20 protein-coding genes are annotated in these 18,238 nt (G+C 59.4%); 13 read left to right on the plus strand and 7 right to left on the minus strand.

The window, feature by feature from the left end:
• Position 1: 1 nt before the first annotated feature.
• The 6 genes from ACQZ5Y_RS15755 to hemC all read right to left on the minus strand — a co-directional run bounded on the left by ACQZ5Y_RS15755 (position 2) and on the right by hemC (position 6,023).
• On the minus strand, positions 2-733 hold the full coding sequence (locus ACQZ5Y_RS15755; protein WP_003516697.1) for a glutamine amidotransferase: 732 nt from the start codon (positions 731-733) through the stop codon (positions 2-4).
• Positions 723-1,211 (minus strand): tellurite resistance TerB family protein, encoded by a 489-nt coding sequence (locus ACQZ5Y_RS15760; protein ID WP_003516699.1) that lies wholly within the window; start codon positions 1,209-1,211, stop codon positions 723-725. Before ACQZ5Y_RS15760 ends, ACQZ5Y_RS15755 begins: the two co-directional genes overlap by 11 nt.
• Positions 1,212-1,221: 10 nt before the next feature.
• Positions 1,222-2,829 (minus strand): heme biosynthesis HemY N-terminal domain-containing protein, encoded by a 1,608-nt coding sequence (locus ACQZ5Y_RS15765; protein WP_174050108.1) that lies wholly within the window; start codon positions 2,827-2,829, stop codon positions 1,222-1,224.
• 3 nt (positions 2,830-2,832) lie between these two features.
• Positions 2,833-4,275 carry a mitofilin family membrane protein gene (locus ACQZ5Y_RS15770; protein ID WP_111803896.1) on the minus strand — a complete coding sequence of 481 codons (1,443 nt, stop codon included), beginning with the start codon at positions 4,273-4,275 and terminating at the stop codon, positions 2,833-2,835.
• 73 nt (positions 4,276-4,348) lie between these two features.
• Positions 4,349-5,089, minus strand: a complete 741-nt coding sequence (locus ACQZ5Y_RS15775; RefSeq protein WP_111803897.1) for a uroporphyrinogen-III synthase — start codon at positions 5,087-5,089, stop codon at positions 4,349-4,351.
• A gap of 4 nt (positions 5,090-5,093) precedes the next feature.
• The gene (gene hemC, locus ACQZ5Y_RS15780) at positions 5,094-6,023 is read right to left on the minus strand and encodes a hydroxymethylbilane synthase (protein ID WP_111803898.1); all 930 of its coding nucleotides are present in this window, start codon (positions 6,021-6,023) and stop codon (positions 5,094-5,096) included.
• Between the two features lie 73 nt (positions 6,024-6,096).
• Between hemC and tsaD the strand changes: the two genes are divergently transcribed.
• From tsaD to ACQZ5Y_RS15805, 5 genes are all read left to right on the plus strand, one after another.
• A complete protein-coding gene (tsaD, locus tag ACQZ5Y_RS15785; protein ID WP_013636893.1) occupies positions 6,097-7,194 on the plus strand; it encodes a tRNA (adenosine(37)-N6)-threonylcarbamoyltransferase complex transferase subunit TsaD in 1,098 nt (365 codons plus the stop codon).
• On the plus strand, positions 7,194-8,177 hold the full coding sequence (locus ACQZ5Y_RS15790; protein WP_174050106.1) for an NAD(P)H-dependent glycerol-3-phosphate dehydrogenase: 984 nt from the start codon (positions 7,194-7,196) through the stop codon (positions 8,175-8,177). Before tsaD ends, ACQZ5Y_RS15790 begins: the two co-directional genes overlap by 1 nt.
• Before the next feature lie 86 nt (positions 8,178-8,263).
• Positions 8,264-8,557, plus strand: a complete 294-nt coding sequence (locus ACQZ5Y_RS15795) for a YciI-like protein (RefSeq protein ID WP_174050103.1) — start codon at positions 8,264-8,266, stop codon at positions 8,555-8,557.
• Positions 8,558-8,563: 6 nt separating this feature from the next.
• On the plus strand, positions 8,564-9,007 hold the full coding sequence (locus ACQZ5Y_RS15800) for an EVE domain-containing protein (RefSeq protein ID WP_003516712.1): 444 nt from the start codon (positions 8,564-8,566) through the stop codon (positions 9,005-9,007).
• 7 nt (positions 9,008-9,014) lie between these two features.
• Entirely contained in the window at positions 9,015-9,659 is a 645-nt protein-coding gene (locus tag ACQZ5Y_RS15805; protein ID WP_174050101.1) for a class I SAM-dependent methyltransferase, read from the plus strand.
• 5 nt (positions 9,660-9,664) lie between these two features.
• Here the strand turns inward: ACQZ5Y_RS15805 and ACQZ5Y_RS15810 are convergent, their stop codons facing one another.
• Positions 9,665-10,033, minus strand: coding sequence for a hypothetical protein (locus ACQZ5Y_RS15810; RefSeq protein WP_019566047.1), 369 nt, complete (start codon positions 10,031-10,033; stop codon positions 9,665-9,667).
• 306 nt (positions 10,034-10,339) lie between these two features.
• Here ACQZ5Y_RS15810 and sdhC point away from each other — a divergent pair, with 306 nt between their 5' ends.
• The 8 genes from sdhC (at position 10,340) to sucC (ending at position 18,234) form a co-directional block, all read left to right on the plus strand.
• Positions 10,340-10,732 carry a succinate dehydrogenase, cytochrome b556 subunit gene (sdhC, locus tag ACQZ5Y_RS15815; protein ID WP_013636889.1) on the plus strand — a complete coding sequence of 131 codons (393 nt, stop codon included), beginning with the start codon at positions 10,340-10,342 and terminating at the stop codon, positions 10,730-10,732.
• A 14-nt stretch (positions 10,733-10,746) separates the two neighbouring features.
• A complete protein-coding gene (sdhD, locus tag ACQZ5Y_RS15820) occupies positions 10,747-11,127 on the plus strand; it encodes a succinate dehydrogenase, hydrophobic membrane anchor protein (RefSeq protein WP_003516716.1) in 381 nt (126 codons plus the stop codon).
• Positions 11,128-11,134: 7 nt separating this feature from the next.
• Entirely contained in the window at positions 11,135-12,976 is a 1,842-nt protein-coding gene (sdhA, locus tag ACQZ5Y_RS15825) for a succinate dehydrogenase flavoprotein subunit (protein ID WP_111790496.1), read from the plus strand.
• 15 nt (positions 12,977-12,991) lie between these two features.
• Entirely contained in the window at positions 12,992-13,771 is a 780-nt protein-coding gene (locus tag ACQZ5Y_RS15830; protein ID WP_111782585.1) for a succinate dehydrogenase iron-sulfur subunit, read from the plus strand.
• A gap of 205 nt (positions 13,772-13,976) precedes the next feature.
• Positions 13,977-14,519, plus strand: a complete 543-nt coding sequence (locus ACQZ5Y_RS15835) for a protease inhibitor Inh/omp19 family protein (RefSeq protein ID WP_003516719.1) — start codon at positions 13,977-13,979, stop codon at positions 14,517-14,519.
• A gap of 87 nt (positions 14,520-14,606) precedes the next feature.
• A complete protein-coding gene (gene zapE, locus ACQZ5Y_RS15840) occupies positions 14,607-15,770 on the plus strand; it encodes a cell division protein ZapE (RefSeq protein WP_003516721.1) in 1,164 nt (387 codons plus the stop codon).
• A 176-nt stretch (positions 15,771-15,946) separates the two neighbouring features.
• Positions 15,947-16,909: a malate dehydrogenase gene (mdh, locus tag ACQZ5Y_RS15845; RefSeq protein ID WP_174050098.1), complete on the plus strand. Its 963-nt coding sequence runs from the start codon at positions 15,947-15,949 to the stop codon at positions 16,907-16,909.
• A 131-nt stretch (positions 16,910-17,040) separates the two neighbouring features.
• Positions 17,041-18,234 (plus strand): ADP-forming succinate--CoA ligase subunit beta, encoded by a 1,194-nt coding sequence (gene sucC / locus ACQZ5Y_RS15850; protein ID WP_003516725.1) that lies wholly within the window; start codon positions 17,041-17,043, stop codon positions 18,232-18,234.
• Positions 18,235-18,238: the final 4 nt, after the last annotated feature.

The raw sequence follows: 18,238 nt of genomic DNA on the forward strand, positions 1-18,238 counted from the left end.
CTCAGCGCTGCGGTTTGCCTTCGAAAACCAGATCAAGGAAATTGCCAAGCCAGGACCGGAGCGGTGTGTCGAACAACATGCGCCCCTCCAGATGCTGGCTGCCGACCTGCGCATTGGGCATGCCGAAACGCTGTGCGCCACGCACCACCCAGCTGTGCATCATCGCGCGGGTCAGTTCTGCGTGAAACTGAAGGCCCCAGGCGTTTTTTCCGTATCGGTAAGCCTGGTTGGGATAGGTTTCGCCCGATGCCAGAAGCTCCGCTCCCCGCGGCAAATCGAACCCTTCGCGGTGGAAATGATAGACCATCTTCGGCCAATGCGGCATCAGCAATCGCCCGTGTTCGGTCGCATGAAGCGGATACCAGCCGATTTCCACCTTGCCTTCACGGTCGGCCTCTACCTTACCACCCAGATGTTTGGACAGCATTTGTGCGCCGAGGCAGATACCGAGAAAGGGTTTGTTTTCCTTCAGCGGCACTTTTAGCCAGTCAATTTCGGCTTTGATATAGTCATGCGGGTCGTTGGCGCTCATGGGACCGCCGAAGATAATGGCGCCCGCATGTTTCTCCAGCGTTTGCGGCAGATCGTCTCCAAGCGCGGGGCGCCTTATATCCAGCCGATAGCCTTTTTCCACCAGCATCTGGCCGACGCGGCCGGGCGTGGAACGTTCCTGATGCAGGATGACGAGCAGCGAAGGTTGTTTTCTCTGTTGCCTGGAGGGGTCAAACAGCATCGTCTTCGTTTTCGCTTTCTTCAGCGGGTCCGGACCTGGTGGCGGCCTGCTGACGTTGCAGAACCCTGTCGCGCACGGAAACACCGAGTAGATCGGCCACGCGCCAGATCACATGATCTTCCATCTCGCTTCGTTCGCCGTCAGCGTAAACAATATCCCAGAGGATGCCAATAAGCTCCACGCGCTGCTCTTCATCGAGATGGCGGCGGATATCGGTGGTGAAGCGATAATAGTCTACGGCTTCCTTGCCGGCCTCCTGGCCTGCGGCAAGAAGCGCGTCCAGCTTGCCGGCATCGAGATGATAATAGTCGTGGAGGATCTCACGAAGGCGATCACGCTCGCTTTTGGAGACCGTGCCGTCCGCTTCCATTACCTGAAAACAGAGGGCGGCCACCGCGACCCTCAGATCATCGGGGCTGAATTCATCCGCATGCTGGCCAACGAGGTTTTGAATAAACGACTGGATCTGGTTGAACATCGATAGCCTGTCAGAAGAGTTTTAGCCGGGTTTTGGGTTCGGCTTCCACGCCGGGTTTCTTGACGCCGGGATCATCCGGTGCACCACCGAAAAATGGCACTGGTTCTGTCTTCGCATCCGCTGGCCTGGCTTCCACCGGAACTTCATTTGTTGCCGGCTTTTTCTCCTTCGGGGCAGATACGTCCGGCTTGACCTCGATGGGTGCGGGTTTCGTCACAACAATGGGCTGAGGTGCCACTTCAACAACGATCGGGGTCGGAGCCTGTTCGGTCCTTGCCGGTGCTGCTGCAATCGCATTTTCGATTGTCAGGTCTTCGACAGGTCCTTCAAGCTGGCCAAAAGGCGCTTTCCACTCGAAGGCGTCGAGACGGCCTGTCACGGGCGAAACCGGAAGCCATTTCTCCGAAGTGACACCATCTGCCACCCAGACGGGATCACGCGGTGCGCGCAGCGCCTGCGCCATCCAGTAACGCACCCGCCCCTGATCGCCGGTTTCGGCTTCCTCGATGTCGGCCATCAGCAGGAAGATGCTTTCACGCGGCTCGATCCGGGCGGCGGCTTCCGCTTTGGCACGTGCCTTGGCAAATTCCTTGGCGTCGAGAGCTGCCTGCGCCACGGCAAACAGGGATTCGATGTTGTTGGGTTTCAGGCTCTCAAGCCGTCCGGCACGTTTAAGGCGATCAATGGCCGTATCGCCGCTGCGCGCCCGAACATAGAGATCGGCGATCTGCGAGTGGGGATCGTTCTTCCATACCGGTTCCAGAACCGCTGCGGCCTTGCGCAGATTGTCTTCGCGCAGATAGGATTTTGCTGCGATCAATGCTGCGGGCACAAGGCTTTTTGCAAGCTTGAGGGCTTGTTTTGCGTCTTCGCGCGCACCCACCGGGTCGCTCTCCAGTTTTTCACCGGCCTTTGCGGTAAGAAGCACAGCTTTCAGCCGCTCAGCCTCGCCGCGTTGGATGACGCCTGCTGCTTTTTGCTGGTCGAGCAGGCGGATCGCGTCATCCCACTCGCCGTTGCGGCAGCGGGTTTCCAGCGTCGCCTGTGCTGCCCAAGGCAGGTAGGGGGCTTTTTCGGCTGCGTCCTCGGCATATTGCTGGGCTGCTTCATGGGCTCCCTGTCGGCGCGCCTCGATGTAAAGGCCGCGAAGGCCAAGTTCGCGGGTTTCAGGATCGCGGGCCATCGCCTCGAATTTGCGCCGCGCCTCGTCATATTTGCCTTCGATGAGGTCGGCCTGCGCATCAAGCAGGTGGATCAGCGGCTCCTGATCAGCACTGAGAAGCCCCTGCGTGCGGGCCGTCATCTTGCGGGCCAGAATGGCGTTGCCGGCGCCGGCGGCGATGAGGCCGGTGGAGAGCGCCTGATAACCACGGTCGCGCTTGCGGGCGCGAAAATAGCGTCGTGCCGCGTTCGGCGATGTCCATATGGCATTGACGACCCACCAGACCAGCATGACGGCCGCAACGAATGCAGCAACGATGGAGGCGGCGACCATCAGGCTCATTTCGATCAGCTGGCCCTGCCAGACGATTGAGAGGACACCGGGCCTGTCCGCCAGCCAGGAGAAACCGAAACCGAGCGCCAGAACGATGAGGACGAAAGTCAGAATTCTGGTCATGCCTTACCCCTGCTTGCCGGTGCTGGTGATGGCGCGGTTTAACGTGCCTCCCACCAGGTTTTCGACCTCGATGCGCGCATCCAGAGATTTTTTATAGTCGGCGGATGCTGTCTTGGCGGCCTCCGGAAGCCCATTCCATTCAAGTGCCGCACCCTGCAGATCTCCGTTGCGCAACTTGTTTTCCATGCGCGCGATCATGGCGTCGGGGGTCTCGCCTTCGATGTTTCCGACGGGGCGGACCTTCACCAGCGAAAAGGCGCTTTCCGTCAGACGTTCCATGATGCCCTGATTGGGGTCGGGCCGATTGATCGCCGAAAGCATCGCATTCGCAACGTCGGGGAATTTCTGCATCAGCTCCGAGCGCGATGGCACGCCGGTTGCGGCGAAAGACTGCAAGGATGCGATTGCCGGATCGTCCGGGGTTACCTTAGACAATGTGTCGAGTTCAGTGAGGAACGGCCCACCGCGATCGATCGCGGCTTTCAGTGCGGCCGACGCAATGGCGCGGGCGACTTCGATATCGTCGCGCGGTTCATTGATCTTGGTTTCCGCGTCAGTCAGGCGGCGTGTCAGTTCCGCCGTTGCTGAGGCCTGCGCGGAACGCTCTGACGTGAGCGCGGATTCCAGCGCGGTTATTTTTTCCGAAAGTGCGTCCACCTGCGGGGCTTCGCCCTTTGCGCCCTCAAGAGCGGCGATGCGCTGTTCCAGCGCCGAGGTATCCCCTCCTGCTGCGGGAACATTGGCGAGCTGCTGACGCAGGCTCCCTAGCTCGGTTCTCAATGCGGCAATCTCATCGCTTCCGGTCTTGCTCACATTAAACGAGGGCAGAATGCCGGCATATTGCATGCTGCCAGCAGCTGCGAGCGCCACGAGGCCACCCACGATACCCGCCGCGATCACACCGGAGGTTGCCGCCTGTTTGCGCTCGGATTGCTGTGGCGTGGATGGCTTGGCCGGTCCGGAGGATGACGCGCCTGTCGATGGCTTTGCACCAGTAGTCGCGCTTCCGGATGCTGCGGACGACGATGTGGAAGCAAAAGTCGCAGGCTTTGCGCCCGCCGAGGAAGCGGAAGCAGCGCTTGCGTCAGTCGCGCTGGTCACCGGTTTCGCTTCGGGTTTTGGCGAAGTTGTCTCAGGCTGTTTGTCGGCAGGTTTTTCCACCTGGGGCTTGCCGGTTGCCGGTTCTGCCTTGTGAACGTTCGGTGCAGGCTCCATGGGTGTTTTATGCGTCTGTTCCCAGACGGGAGCAGGGCTGGACGTTTCGGCTGCTTCTGGCTTGGGAGGAACGTTTGGCTGAGCTGCTGCCGGTGTCGTCTCGCCGGTCTTGTCATCAGTCTTCGCAGCATCCACGTCGGCGGAAATTGCTTTCACGTCTTTTGCGTCCAGGTCGATGGTGACCGGTTCGGCGTTGGACTTGGAGTGGCGTGGCGGCTTTCCCGATACCATGACAACCTCATTTCTGCCTGCAATAGTCTAAACCTAGTCAGTGACGGCGGCAAAGGAAAGAGGCGAGCCTGAATTAGGTTCCAGACTTTCGGTGGAGAAGTTCAAACATGGCTGCCTCGTTTGCCCCTTCGGCGGCTGCGGCGTTCGCGCGGAAGATTTCCGGAACCAGTGAAAGCACATTGCGGCTGATGCAGACGAATTGTGTGGTGGTCAGCGCCACCACATATTTTTCCGACGATGCGTGGCGGAAAAAGGCCCGTGCGGCTTCCGACGAATAGAGCAGGACCACATCGGCAGCTGTCTTCACAAGCGCTGTCTCGAGCATATCGTCTGAAAGGTCTGACGGCTGCATTTCGTAACACTCGACGGTCCGGAAGGAAATTCCCGCAGCGGCAATGCCGTCCTCGAACACGGCGCCTCGCGGCGTGCCGGCAAGATAGAGCAATGGATCTGTGCTCTCCGTTAGGGGGCGATGCTCCGAGACAAGCCCCGCGAGAGCCACCGCATCGCCAGATCCGGTGAGGATGTTTTGGAAGCCGATTTCCCTCGCCGCTTCCGCCGTCGCCTCACCGACGGCGAAAAGCGGTTTCGAAAGATGGGGCGCAAGTCGGTGGCGGAAATCTCTAAGCGCCCGCAAGGCCTCGGCGCTGGTCACGGCGATGGTCGAGAGCGGCTCCGATAGCGCTGATATGGCGCGCTCGCCGTGGTGGACGGGATGAAACAGCGGAAGAAGCACCGGCTCGTGACCGAGGGCTTCAAGCTTTGCGGCCGTCTTTTCGCCCGAACGAAGCGGCCGGGTGACGACGATCCGCATCGGCTCAGCTCCAGCCGTCGAAGAAGTTGCTGCCTGCCCTGGCGCGCACGTCTTCACCGGCCTTTCGACCCAAGTCCTCGGCATCCTTGCGAGCACCGGAAATCTCGACGCTGTGGCTCGTCTGTCCATCCGGTGTGAGGATCAGGCCGGAGAAATGAAGTTCCTCGCCGTGGCAGGTAGCAAAGCCTGCAATCGGGGTGCGACAGGAACCATCGAGGGCGGCCAGAAAGGCGCGCTCGCAGGTAACGGCATCGTAGGTGGGTATGTCGTTGATAGGTGAAAGCAACTCGTCCATGCGTGTGTCGCCAATACGGCTCTCGACGCAGATCGCGCCCTGCGCGGGGGCTGGTGGAAATTCCTTCGGGTCGAGAATGTCCGTCGGGACGTTCTCCATGCCCAGCCGTATCAGGCCGGCAAAGGCGAGAAGCGTGGCATCCGCCTGGCCTTCCTCCAGTTTGCGCAGGCGGGTTTCGACCTGGCCGCGAAAGATGATGACGCTCAGGTCCGGACGCAGGCGGCGGATCAGCGCTTGGCGGCGCAAGGATGCGGAGCCGACAACGGCGCCCTGCGGTAGTTCCAGAAGCTTTGGTGCGGTGCGACCAATGAAGGCGTCGCGCATATCCTCGCGCGGCAGGAAAGCGGAAAGATAAAGGCCCTTCGGCAAAACGGTCGGCATGTCCTTGGAGGAATGCACGGCAATATCGAGCTCGCCGGAAAGAAGTTGGCTCTCCAGTTCTTCCGTGAACAGACCCTTGCCGCCGATCTCCGACAAAGCGCGGTCGGTTATCCGGTCACCCTTGGTGGAAAGCACGACGATTTCGAACATATCTTCCGGCAGACCGTGTGCCGACATCAGCCGGTTACGGGTCTCGTAAGCCTGTGCGAGCGCCAGAGGGCTGCCGCGCGTGCCGATTCGGAAAGGTTTTGTTTGCATCCGCGTCTATCCATTGTTACCGGAGTTGTCTTAGACCAACTCAGCGCATGATCGCAATGAACGAACAGAATTGATGACCCCCTTTCTTCGTATCCTCGGCATAGAGACAAGCTGTGACGAAACCGCTGCATCCATTGTGGTTCGGCATGCGGACGGACGTGGCGAGATCGTGTCCGACGTCGTTTTGTCGCAGCTTGAGGAACACAGCGCCTATGGCGGCGTGGTGCCCGAAATTGCTGCCCGCGCCCATGTCGAGGCGCTGGACACGCTGGTGGAAGAAGCGCTGGAACAGGCGGGTGTCACCCTTGCCGATGTCGATGCCATCGCGGCCACGTCCGGCCCCGGCCTCATTGGCGGTCTGCTGGTGGGCCTGATGACCGGCAAGGCGATTGCGAAGGCTGCAGACAAGCCGCTTTACGCCATCAACCATCTCGAAGGCCATGCGCTGACGGCGCGTCTGACCGACGGTCTTTCCTTCCCCTATCTGATGCTGCTGGTCTCCGGCGGCCACACCCAGCTTGTGCTGGTTCGCGGTGTGGGTGAATACGAGCGCTGGGGTACGACCATTGATGACGCGCTTGGGGAAGCCTTCGACAAGACTGCGAAGCTTCTGGGATTGCCCTATCCCGGCGGGCCTGCGGTTGAAAAGGCAGCAGCGAAAGGCAACCCTGACCGTTTTGCACTGCCGCGCCCGATGGTCGGCGAGACGAGACTCGATTTTTCCTTCTCCGGTCTGAAGACAGCGGTGCGGCAGGCGGCAACCGCGATCGCTCCGCTTTCGGATCAGGATATTGCCGATATCTGCGCCTCCTTCCAGAAGGCGGTGTCACGCACGCTCAAGGACCGTATCGGTCGTGGCCTTGCCCGCTTTAAGGAAGAGTTTCCGCATCTCGAGACGGAGCCCGCTTTGGTAGTGGCCGGCGGCGTTGCCGCCAATACGGAAATCCGCCAGACCCTCCAGGCGCTTTGCGATGCCCACGGGTTCCGCTTTGTCGCACCGCCGCACCGGCTCTGCACCGACAATGCCGCGATGATTGCCTGGGCCGGGCTGGAGCGGATGGCATGCGGCCGGGAACCCGATGCGCTGGAGATCGCGCCGCGCTCGCGCTGGCCGCTTGATGGCAGCGCGGAGACATTGATCGGTTTCGGCAAAAGGGGAGCCAAGGCCTGATGCAGCGGGAGAAAATCGTCGTCATCGGCGCTGGCGCCTTCGGAACCGCGCTCGCCGTCGTCATCGCGCTGGAGAACCGGCATAACGTGACCCTGCTTGGCCGTGATGCGTCCCTGATGGCCGATCTAAGGGCTGATCGTATTCACGAGGCTGTCCTGCCGGGTGTAGACCTGCCGGACGCGCTGGAATTTTCCGTTGAGCCGGATGTACTGGCCGATGCAGGCATCGTGTTGTTTGCCATGCCCTCTCAGGCCCATGCCGATGCGGCGCGACATTACGGTCCTTATCTGGCTAATGATTGTATCATCGTTACCTGCGCCAAGGGCATCGACCGGGTGTCCGGCCGGCTGCTGACGGAACTTCTGGAAGCGGAACTGCCGCATCATCCAATCGCCGTTCTCTCCGGGCCTGGTTTTGCGGCCGATATCGCGCGCGGACTGCCGACGGCGATGGCGATTGCGGCGGAAGACGCTGTCATCGCCGAGCGGCTGGCGACCACGATTTCCGGCAGAACCTTCAGGCTTTATGCCTCGACCGACCGCACGGGCGTGCAGCTTGGCGGCGCGCTAAAGAATGTGCTCGCCATTGCCGCCGGCATCGTTGAAGGTGCGGGCCTCGGCGATTCCGCACGGGCGGCGTTGATTTCGCGGGGGCTTGCCGAGATGTCGCGTCTGGTCGTTGCCATGGGCGGCAAGGCCGATACGGTGCGCGGTCTTTCCGGCCTTGGCGATCTCGTGCTGACCGCCACAAGCCACCAGTCGCGAAACCTGCGTTTCGGCATCGCGCTTGGCCGGGGCGAAGGCAAGGACATGTCCGGCGGGCTGGTAGAGGGCGCCTTTGCGGCAGCCGTTGCCGCCCGGCTCGGCGAACATCACGCTGTAGACATGCCGGTGACCGAGGCGGTTGCGGCCATCATCGACGGCAATCTGGACGTGGCGAGCGCCATGCAACAATTGATGACAAGGCCCATCACCACTGAATGAGTGTGGCCTTCGAATAGTTTTTACGCATGTCCTGGTCCCAAAACCGCTTACACTTTTGGGAGACATGCGCCAGCGAGGAGACGAAAATGCTGTTTGCCTTTATCTGCAAGGACAAGCCCGGCCATCTGAACGTGCGCATGGACACGCGCCCGGCTCATCTGGAGCACCTGAACAAATTGAACGCCGAAGGCACGCTGAAGATTGCCGGACCGTTTCTGGATACCGAAGGCAAGCCGAATGGCAGCCTTGTCATCGTGGAAGCTGCCGACATCGATGCGGCCAAGGCTCTTGCCGATGCCGATCCCTATGCAAAGGCCGGACTGTTCGAAAGCGTGGATGTGAAGCCCTATAACTGGGTCTTCAACAATCCGGGGGCGTGACCGGCCATGGCGAATTACTGGCTTTACAAGTCTGAGCCGTTCAAATGGTCCTGGGAAATGCAGAAGGCCAAGGGCGAGGCCGGCGAAGAATGGACCGGCGTGCGCAATTATCAGGCCCGCAACAACATGCGCGCCATGAAAATCGGCGACAAGGGTTTTTTCTACCACTCGAATGAAGGGCTTGATGTCGTCGGCATCGTGGAAGTCTGCGCCCTTTCACACCCGGATTCGACCGCAGAGGGCGATCTGAAGTGGGATTGCGTGGATATCCGCGCCGTTTGCGACATGCCGAAACCTGTTTCGCTGAAGGATGTGAAAGCCAATCCGAAACTCGAAAAGATGTCGCTGGTCACCTCCATGCGGCTTTCGGTGCAGCCGGTGACGGAAGAGGAATATCTCGAAGTCTGCCGCATGGGTGGCCTTTCCAATCCACCGAAATCTCCGGACTGAGCTTTCGGTGAGGACCGATCCCGAACGCTTCATTCTCGACAATACCGGCATCATGCATCCACCACATGTGCCGGAATTGCGCCTTCATCTTGCGACCGAAGCGCATGAGCTGTGGCTGAAGACGGAGGAGGAGTTGGAGGAGATCGGCCTGCCGCCGCCATTCTGGGCTTTCGCCTGGGCTGGTGGACAGGGACTTGCCCGCTACGTTCTCGATCATCCTGAAAGTGTCTCCGGCAAGCGTGTGCTGGATTTCGCCAGCGGTTCCGGACTGGTCGCCATTGCCGCCGTAAAGGCGGGCGCCGCGGCTGTTGTCGCCGCCGATATCGATCCGTGGACGGAAACGGCCATTCGGCTGAATGCGGCTCTCAATGGTGTGGCCATCGATTTTACCGGCCGCAATCTGGTTGGGACGCCGGTTGAGGCGGATGTTCTGCTGGCCGGCGACGTGTTTTATGATCGCGCCTTTGCCGATTTCCTCGTGCCTTGGTTTCTGGAACTGGCGGATAGAGGCGTGACCGTGCTCGTCGGCGATCCGGGGCGGGCCTACCTGCCCAAACAGCGCCTTTACGCCGAGGCAACCTATCAGGTGCCGGTGACGCGGGCTCTGGAAGACAGTGAAGTCAAAAAAACCACCGTCTGGCGTTTTGTCTGATTATATCAGGGCCTGATGATGCAGACGCCGTGCTGGTAATCGCAGGCGTCGCCTGTCGTTTCGGCGCGGACGTTGATGATTTTCGCCTTCGGTGCCAGCTGCGCGCCCATATTGACGGTTGCGCCTTGTCGCGAAAGCCCACCATTGATCGCGAAATAATTGCCGTTCCCACGGACTCTCAAGGCGGATATTCCACCCACATAAGTGCCGCCGGAAAGCGTGGAGGGCAGTCCGTCCGTGGAGAAGCTCAATTGTGACTGACGATGCTGATAATGGTGGCGACTATAAAAATCACCTGCCGCAGCAGGAGGCAGTGCCGTGAAAATAATGCCTGCAGTCATCACCGCCAGAGCTGCGATTCGACGCTGTAACATGAGCCTCATTCTCCGGATTTTTTTGGTTAACGAATAGTAAATTACATGATTTCGAAATTACGTAAAGGTAAATATTTTGAAGGCGTAAATCTTGGAAATGCTCGTTTTTTTATTTTCGAGCAAAAAAATTCCAAAAAAAATTCGTGAACCAATCGATTAAATTGGAATCGGTCATGAAATGTGCTTGTCGTGATGCTCCCATGTGATTAAACGTCGCGGTTGGTGCAATGCACATTCTTTCGTCATGTGCTGTTGCTTGGGGGCGCCCGATCTGACGGGTGCACGGGAAAACGCCGCGAGGTTCTGATGGCGAACGTGACAAATAACCGGCCTCTGTCGCCGCATCTTCAAATTTACAAGCCGATTCCGACGATGGTCGCATCCATCGTGCACCGCATCACGGGTGCGGCGCTTTATTTCGGAACGCTTCTTGTCGCCTGGTGGCTTATTGCACTTGCTTCCGGCCCTGCCTATTACGACTGGGTCAGCTGGGCAATGGGTACGATCATCGGCAAGCTTATCCTGATCGGATATACCTGGGCTCTCGTTCACCACATGCTGGGCGGCCTTCGCCACTTCATGTGGGATCTCGGCCATGGCTTCGAGAAGAATTTCAACACGAAACTCGCCAAGGCGACCTTTGTAGCGTCGATCTGTCTGACCGCGCTGATCTGGGTCATCGCCCTGATCGTGCGCTAAGGAGATAGCCTGTCATGGATATGCGTACACCTCTCGGAAAGGTTCGTGGCCTCGGCTCCGCCAAGGAAGGCACCGACCATTTCTGGCGCCAGCGCCTTACGGCTGTCGCCAACGTGCCCTTGCTGATCTTCTTCGTGGTCTTTCTCATCAAATATGCCGGCGCTCCCTATCCGGAAGTTGCGGCGGCGCTTTCCAACCCTCTCGTTGCGGTCATCATGGGTCTGGTGCTGGTTTCCGGCCTCATTCACATGAAGCTCGGCATGCAGGTCATCATCGAAGACTACGTTCACGGCGAGGTTTCGAAGCTCGTTCTTCTGATGCTCAATACGTTTTTCGCGGTTCTCATTGGCGGTCTTTGCATCTTCGCCATTCTGAAAATCGCATTCGCAGGATAAATCGGCCATGGCATCGATCAGTTCACCTTCCCAGAATGGCAAGGCTTACACCTACGTCGATCACTCCTATGACGTGATCGTGGTGGGCGCCGGCGGCGCGGGTCTGCGCGCAACGCTCGGCATGGCGGAACAGGGGTTCCGCACGGCCTGCATCACCAAGGTTTTCCCGACGCGCTCCCACACGGTCGCGGCGCAGGGCGGTATCGCCGCTTCTCTCACCAACATGACGCCCGACTGTTGGCAGTGGCACCTTTACGACACCGTAAAAGGCTCCGACTGGCTGGGCGACGTCGACGCGATGCAATATCTCGCCATGGAAGCGCCAAAGGCGGTCTATGAGCTGGAGCATTACGGCGTGCCCTTCTCGCGTAATGCCGAAGGCAAGATCTACCAGCGCCCGTTTGGCGGCCATATGCAGAACTATGGCGAAGGCCCGCCGGTGCAGCGCACCTGTGCCGCTGCCGACCGTACCGGCCACGCCATTCTGCACACGCTTTACGGCCAGTCGCTGCGCAACAATGCGGAATTCTTCATCGAATATTTCGCGCTCGACCTCATTATGGCGCCCGATGGCCGCTGCACGGGCGTCGTGGCGTGGAACCTCGATGACGGCACGATCCATCGCTTCTCCGCCAAGATGGTGGTGCTGGCGACCGGTGGTTACGGCCGCGCCTATTTCTCGGCAACGTCTGCCCATACCTGCACCGGCGACGGCGGCGGTATGATTGCACGTGCCGGCCTGCCGCTTCAGGATATGGAATTCGTTCAGTTCCACCCGACCGGCATTTACGGCGCGGGCTGCCTGATCACCGAAGGCGCGCGCGGCGAGGGCGGTTATCTCGTCAACTCCGAAGGCGAGCGCTTCATGGAGCGTTATGCTCCTTCGGCGAAGGACCTTGCTTCGCGTGACGTGGTGTCTCGCTGCATGACCATGGAAATCCGCGAGGGTCGTGGCGTCGGCAAGAACAAGGACCACATCTTCCTGCATCTCGATCACCTTGATCCGGCGATCCTGCACGAGCGTCTTCCGGGCATTTCCGAAAGCGCCAAGATTTTCGCCGGCGTTGACGTGACGCGCGAGCCGATCCCGGTCCTGCCGACCGTTCACTACAATATGGGCGGCATTCCGACCAACTATTGGGGCGAAGTGCTGAACGCCAACGCCGAGAACCCGGAACGCATCGCTCCCGGCCTGATGGCCGTTGGCGAAGCCGGTTGCGCCTCGGTTCACGGCGCGAACCGTCTCGGCTCCAACTCGCTGATCGACCTTGTGGTCTTCGGCCGCGCTGCCGCCATCCGTGCAGCCCAGGTCATCGACCGCGATGCGCCGGTTCCGGCTCTCGACACGGCTGCCTGCGACAAGATCATGGATCGCTTCGACAGCCTGCGTTATGCCAACGGCTCGACGCCGACGGCGGTGCTGCGTGACAAGATGCAGCGCGCCATGCAGGACGATGCCGCCGTATTCCGCACACAGGAATCGCTGGAAAGCGGTTGCCAGCGCATTTCCGCCATTTGGAAGGAACTGCCTGACGTCAAGGTTACCGACCGGTCGATGGTTTGGAATTCCGATCTGGTGGAAACGCTCGAGCTCCACAATCTGATGGCCAACGCGATCACCACGGTCTACGGCGCGGAAGCGCGCAAGGAAAGCCGCGGTTCGCATGCCCGTGAGGATTTCGTCGATGGTCCGTTCGGCGGTCGCGACGATGTGAACTGGCGCAAGCACACGCTTGCCTGGGTCAGCCCTGAAGGTGATGTCAAGCTCGACTACCGCCCTGTTCACACCGACCTGATCGCCGAGGGCATCGATCCGAAAAAGATCGAGCCGAAGGCTCGCGTCTACTGATTTGAGGAACTGGATATGGTTGAACTCGCTCTCCCCAAGAATTCCCAGATCAGCGAAGGCAAAGTCTGGCCGAAGCCGGATGGTGCCAAGAACGTTCGCGAATACCGGATCTATCGCTGGAACCCGGATGATGGCCAGAACCCGCGCATCGATACCTATTATATTGATATCGACGATTGCGGGCCGATGGTTCTCGATGCGCTGCTGTACATCAAGAACAATATCGACCCGACGCTGACGCTGCGCCGCTCCTGCCGTGAAGGCATTTGCGGTTCCTGCGCTATGAACATCGACGGCACCAACACGCTCGCCTGCACCAAGGGCATGGAAGAGATCAAGGGAACGGTGAAGGTCTATCCGCTGCCGCATATGCCAGTGGTGAAGGACCTCGTTCCGGACCTATCGAACTTCTACGCGCAGCACCGCTCCATCGAGCCGTGGCTGAAGACGGTTTCGCCGGCGCCTGCCAAGGAATGGAAGCAGAGCCATGAGGACCGCCTGAAGCTCGACGGTCTCTACGAGTGCATTCTGTGCGCCTGCTGCTCCACTTCCTGTCCCAGCTACTGGTGGAACGGCGACCGTTACCTCGGCCCCGCCGTTCTGCTGCAAGCCTATCGCTGGCTGATCGACAGCCGCGACGAAGCGACCGGCGAACGTCTTGATGATCTCGAAGATCCGTTCCGTCTTTATCGCTGCCACACCATCATGAACTGTGCGCAGGCTTGCCCGAAGGGTCTCAACCCGGCCAAGGCGATCGCCGAAATCAAGAAGATGATGGTCGAGCGTCGCGTCTGAAGACGATTCGTTTGGACAGAAAATCTATCGGGCCGCGGTTTGGACCGCGGCCCTTTTTTACAACCGGGCGCGGGAAATTTCGGTAAAAATCGACCGAAATGGTAATTATCCCAGCCATCGCTTGCGCAAGATAAGGCTTTGGTAATAATTCAGCCTTCTTGTTTGATCATGGTCTTTCCGGAAGCGAGAGAATCGGGAGCTTGATATGCAATTCAGATATGTGGTGACGGGTCTTGCGGTTGTAATGAGCCTGGCCGGTTGCCAACGTACCTCCTACGATTACAACAACAACACCAGCAACAATCCCGGTTATACGCCGCCGTTGCAGGCACAGCCGGTTCCCTCCGTTCAGTCTGGCGCCCTGCCGCCACCCGGTGGTGCTTCCGGCAGTCAGTTCCCGTCAGCACCCGCTTCTGCGACGCCTGGCGGCACTGATATGGCGTCTGCCGCTCCGCCGACAACGGCGCTTGATGTCACCAAGGAATCCATGGTTGGCAACTGGCGCGTTTCCAATGGCGGCGCCAATTGCGACATGTTCCTGACGCTTACCAATCTCGGCAGCGGTTCTCGTGGCGGCACGCGTGGCTGCTCCGGCGAACTCACGGCGATGGGGTCCTGGGAAGTGTCCGGCAAGATGGTCCTCTTCAAGAACCGTTCCGGCGACACGATCGGCCGCGTCTACAAGAGCGCCGATGCGCGTTTTGACGGCACGACGAATAGCGGCCAGCCGCTGAGCCTCAGCCGATAGAGCATCTCCGGTGCATCCGGATCGCCTCGCCTGTTTCAAGCCATTCCATTCGTCGCGGGCGTCCGTCCGCGACCGGGGCGCTTTTCCATGAAGCCATTGCCTGACTACAACCATAGTGTCGTTGAACAGCTCAACGCATTGACGGCAGCTGGCACTTTGCAGGCGGATGCCGCGCAACGCGGCGTTGCGGCCCACCTCGACCGTATCCTTGCCGATTTGAAAGCGCGCAAACCCGCCAGGAAAAAAAGCGCACTCGGCTGGATGTTCGCTCGCAAGGCTGGCCCGTCCGCCTTCGTCAAGGGACTGTATGTCCATGGCAGCGTTGGCCGCGGCAAGACGATGCTGATGGACATGTTCTACGAGATGGCGCCCGTCTCTTCCAAACGGCGCTGCCATTTTCACGAATTCATGGCTGATGTCCATAATCGCGTGCACGCGCATCGGCAGAAGCTCAAGAATGGCGAAACCAAGCAGGCCGATCCCATTCCTCCAGTGGCAGCCCAGCTTCTGGCGGAAGCGGAGCTTCTTTGCTTCGATGAGTTCACCGTCACGGATATTGCCGATGCGATGATCCTCGCCCGGCTGTTCAGCGAGCTTTTTGCCAATGGCTGCACATTGGTAACAACGTCCAATGTTGTGCCCGACAATCTTTACAAGGACGGGCTTAATCGCGGCCTGTTTCTGCCCTTTGTCGATTTGCTGAAGAAGCATGTGGAAGTGGTGACGCTGGACAGTCCCACCGATTACCGCATGGAAAAGCTGGAAAGCCTGCCGGTCTATGTCACGCCACTCGACGGTGCGGCGGATCAGGCGATGGATATGGCCTGGCGGCACATGACCGGTGGCCATCTTGTCGCGCCAACCGAAATACCGATGAAGGGCCGCTCCATTCTGGTGCCGCGCGCCAGCGGCCGTGTGGCCCGCTTTTCCTTCTCCGACCTTTGCGAAAAGCCGCTCGGCGCTTCTGATTTTCTCGCGATAGCCAATCGTTTCGATACAGTCTTCATCGACCACATCCCGTTTCTCAATGCCGACAAACGGAACGAAACCAAGCGTTTTATCATTCTCATAGACGCGCTGTACGATCACAGCGTCCGCCTCTTCGCCTCCGCTGCGGCCATGCCCGAAGACCTGCTCGGCAAGCGCAAGGGCACCGAAGGTTTCGAGTTCGATCGCACCGCCTCGCGCCTGTTTGAGATGCGCAGTGCAGATTATCTGGTGCTCCACCATGAAAAACGGCAGAAAGTTTGACACTTTCGTGACGCATTCTCTTACGTTTACGTAAGAAAATAATGATCTAAACGATTGAAAATATTCATGCCAAAAGAATCTGTTGCCAATTTTGGTCAATGGGGCTAATCGAAGTGCGACAATTTGGCTGCCGGTGGCGTGGTGAAATTGAATTGAAGCTCTAGAGGAAGCATTCGATGGCTCGCAAAAAGATTGCACTTATTGGTTCTGGCATGATCGGCGGCACGCTGGCGCATCTCGCCAGCCTGAAGGAACTGGGCGATATCGTCCTCTTCGATATTGCCGACGGCATCCCGCAGGGCAAAGGTCTGGATATTGCCCAGTCCGGACCGGTTGAAGGTTTCAATGCCAAGCTCACTGGCGCGTCCGACTACGCTGCCATCGAAGGCGCTGATGTCTGCATCGTCACCGCAGGCGTCGCCCGCAAGCCCGGCATGAGCCGCGACGATCTTCTCGGCATCAATCTCAAGGTCATGGAGCAGGTCGGCGCCGGCATCAAGAAATATGCCCCGAACGCTTTCGTCATCTGCATCACCAACCCGCTGGACGCCATGGTCTGGGCGCTTCAGAAGTTCTCCGGTCTTCCGAAGAACAAGGTCGTCGGCATGGCCGGCGTTCTCGACAGCGCTCGCTTCCGCCTGTTCCTCGCCGAAGAGTTCAACGTTTCGGTTCAGGACGTAACGGCATTCGTTCTCGGCGGCCATGGCGATACGATGGTGCCTTTGGCGCGTTACTCCACCGTTGGCGGCATTCCGCTGACCGATCTCGTCAAGATGGGCTGGCTCACCGCCGAGCGTCTCGAAGAGATCATCCAGCGCACCCGCGACGGCGGTGCGGAAATCGTCGGCCTGCTGAAGACCGGCTCGGCCTATTACGCGCCAGCCGCTTCGGCGATCGAAATGGCTGAATCCTACCTCAAGGACAAGAAGCGCGTTCTGCCCGCCGCTGCCCATCTGTCGGGCCAGTACGGCGTGGACGATATGTATGTCGGCGTGCCCACCATCATCGGCGCCGGTGGTGTCGAGCGCATCATCGAGATCGAGCTGAACAAGGATGAAGAAGCCGCCTTCCAGAAGTCCGTCGGCGCTGTTGCCGGTCTTTGCGAAGCCTGCATCAATATCGCTCCGTCGCTGAAGTAATAGCCTGACGCATCGGCGCAAAACCGGATTGGATTTTTGCAAGGCACGATGCGTAGATTCAACAGCTTGAAGCGCCCTGCGTCAGATAAGGATGCAGGGCGCTTCAAGCGGCTCCAAACAGGGATTATTCCATGAATATTCACGAATATCAGGCCAAGGCTCTTCTGAAGGGCTATGGTGCGCCGGTCGCTGAAGGCGTCGCCATCCTCAAGGTCGAAGAAGCCGAAGCCGCCGCAAAGCAGCTTCCCGGCCCGCTCTACGTCGTCAAGAGCCAGATTCACGCCGGCGGCCGCGGCAAGGGCAAGTTCAAGGAACTCGGCCCCGACGCCAAGGGTGGCGTTCGTCTCGCAAAGACGATCGAAGAAGTCGTTTCCCACTCCAAGGATATGCTCGGCAACACGCTGGTAACGGCGCAGACGGGCGATGCCGGCAAGCAGGTCAACCGCCTTTACATCGAAGACGGTGCGGATATCGCTCGCGAGCTTTACTGCTCGCTGCTGGTCGATCGCTCGGTCGGTCGCGTTGCTTTCGTGGTTTCCACCGAAGGCGGCATGGATATCGAAGCTGTTGCCCATGACACGCCCGAGAAGATCCACACCATCGCCATCGACCCGGAAAAGGGTGTGAGCGACGCTGACGTTGCCGCGATCTCCAAGGCGCTCGAGCTTGAGGGTGTTGCTGCGGAAGACGCCAAGGCGCTGTTCCCGATCCTCTACAAGGCCTTCAACGAGAAGGACATGGCTCTCCTCGAGGTTAACCCGCTGATCGTCATGGAAAACGGTCATCTGCGCGTTCTCGATGCCAAGATGTCCTTCGACGGCAACGCGCTGTTCCGCCATGACGACGTCAAGGCGCTGCGCGATGAGACCGAAGAAGACGCCAAGGAAATCGAAGCCTCCAAGTGGGACCTCGCTTACGTTGCGCTCGATGGCAACATCGGCTGCATGGTCAATGGTGCCGGTCTCGCCATGGCGACGATGGACATCATCAAGCTTTACGGCAAGGAGCCGGCAAACTTCTGTGACGTCGGCGGCGGCGCCGGCAAGGAGAAGGTTGCTGCAGCTTTCAAGATCATCACTGCTGACCCGAAGGTCGAGGGTATCCTCGTCAACATCTTCGGCGGTATCATGAAGTGCGACGTCATCGCCGAAGGTGTTATCGCCGCGGTGAAGGAAGTCGGTTTGCAGGTTCCGCTCGTTGTTCGCCTCGAAGGCACCAACGTCGAACTTGGCAAGAAGCTCCTGAACGAATCGGGCCTTGCGATTACGGCTGCTGACGACCTGGACGACGCAGCCAAGAAGATCGTCGCGGCGATCAACGGCTAATTGA

Source organism: Agrobacterium sp. A3-95 (assembly GCF_053521785.1).

Excerpts from the sequence above, each read along its gene's own strand:
- ACQZ5Y_RS15760 (WP_003516699.1), bottom strand. The coding sequence starts at position 1,211 with ATGTTCAACCAGATCCAGTCGTTTATTCAAAACCTCGTTGGCCAGCAT.
- ACQZ5Y_RS15765 (WP_174050108.1), bottom strand. The coding sequence starts at position 2,829 with ATGACCAGAATTCTGACTTTCGTCCTCATCGTTCTGGCGCTCGGTTTC.
- sdhD (WP_003516716.1), top strand. The coding sequence starts at position 10,747 with ATGGATATGCGTACACCTCTCGGAAAGGTTCGTGGCCTCGGCTCCGCC.
- sucC (WP_003516725.1), top strand. The coding sequence starts at position 17,041 with ATGAATATTCACGAATATCAGGCCAAGGCTCTTCTGAAGGGCTATGGT.
- tsaD (WP_013636893.1), top strand. The coding sequence starts at position 6,097 with ATGACCCCCTTTCTTCGTATCCTCGGCATAGAGACAAGCTGTGACGAA.
- sdhC (WP_013636889.1), top strand. The coding sequence starts at position 10,340 with ATGGCGAACGTGACAAATAACCGGCCTCTGTCGCCGCATCTTCAAATT.
- ACQZ5Y_RS15835 (WP_003516719.1), top strand. The coding sequence starts at position 13,977 with ATGCAATTCAGATATGTGGTGACGGGTCTTGCGGTTGTAATGAGCCTG.
- ACQZ5Y_RS15810 (WP_019566047.1), bottom strand. The coding sequence starts at position 10,033 with ATGTTACAGCGTCGAATCGCAGCTCTGGCGGTGATGACTGCAGGCATT.
- ACQZ5Y_RS15775 (WP_111803897.1), bottom strand. The coding sequence starts at position 5,089 with ATGCGGATCGTCGTCACCCGGCCGCTTCGTTCGGGCGAAAAGACGGCC.
- ACQZ5Y_RS15795 (WP_174050103.1), top strand. The coding sequence starts at position 8,264 with ATGCTGTTTGCCTTTATCTGCAAGGACAAGCCCGGCCATCTGAACGTG.
- hemC (WP_111803898.1), bottom strand. The coding sequence starts at position 6,023 with ATGCAAACAAAACCTTTCCGAATCGGCACGCGCGGCAGCCCTCTGGCG.
- ACQZ5Y_RS15830 (WP_111782585.1), top strand. The coding sequence starts at position 12,992 with ATGGTTGAACTCGCTCTCCCCAAGAATTCCCAGATCAGCGAAGGCAAA.
- ACQZ5Y_RS15755 (WP_003516697.1), bottom strand. The coding sequence starts at position 733 with ATGCTGTTTGACCCCTCCAGGCAACAGAGAAAACAACCTTCGCTGCTC.
- ACQZ5Y_RS15790 (WP_174050106.1), top strand. The coding sequence starts at position 7,194 with ATGCAGCGGGAGAAAATCGTCGTCATCGGCGCTGGCGCCTTCGGAACC.
- sdhA (WP_111790496.1), top strand. The coding sequence starts at position 11,135 with ATGGCATCGATCAGTTCACCTTCCCAGAATGGCAAGGCTTACACCTAC.
- ACQZ5Y_RS15800 (WP_003516712.1), top strand. The coding sequence starts at position 8,564 with ATGGCGAATTACTGGCTTTACAAGTCTGAGCCGTTCAAATGGTCCTGG.
- ACQZ5Y_RS15770 (WP_111803896.1), bottom strand. The coding sequence starts at position 4,275 with ATGGTATCGGGAAAGCCGCCACGCCACTCCAAGTCCAACGCCGAACCG.
- mdh (WP_174050098.1), top strand. The coding sequence starts at position 15,947 with ATGGCTCGCAAAAAGATTGCACTTATTGGTTCTGGCATGATCGGCGGC.
- zapE (WP_003516721.1), top strand. The coding sequence starts at position 14,607 with ATGAAGCCATTGCCTGACTACAACCATAGTGTCGTTGAACAGCTCAAC.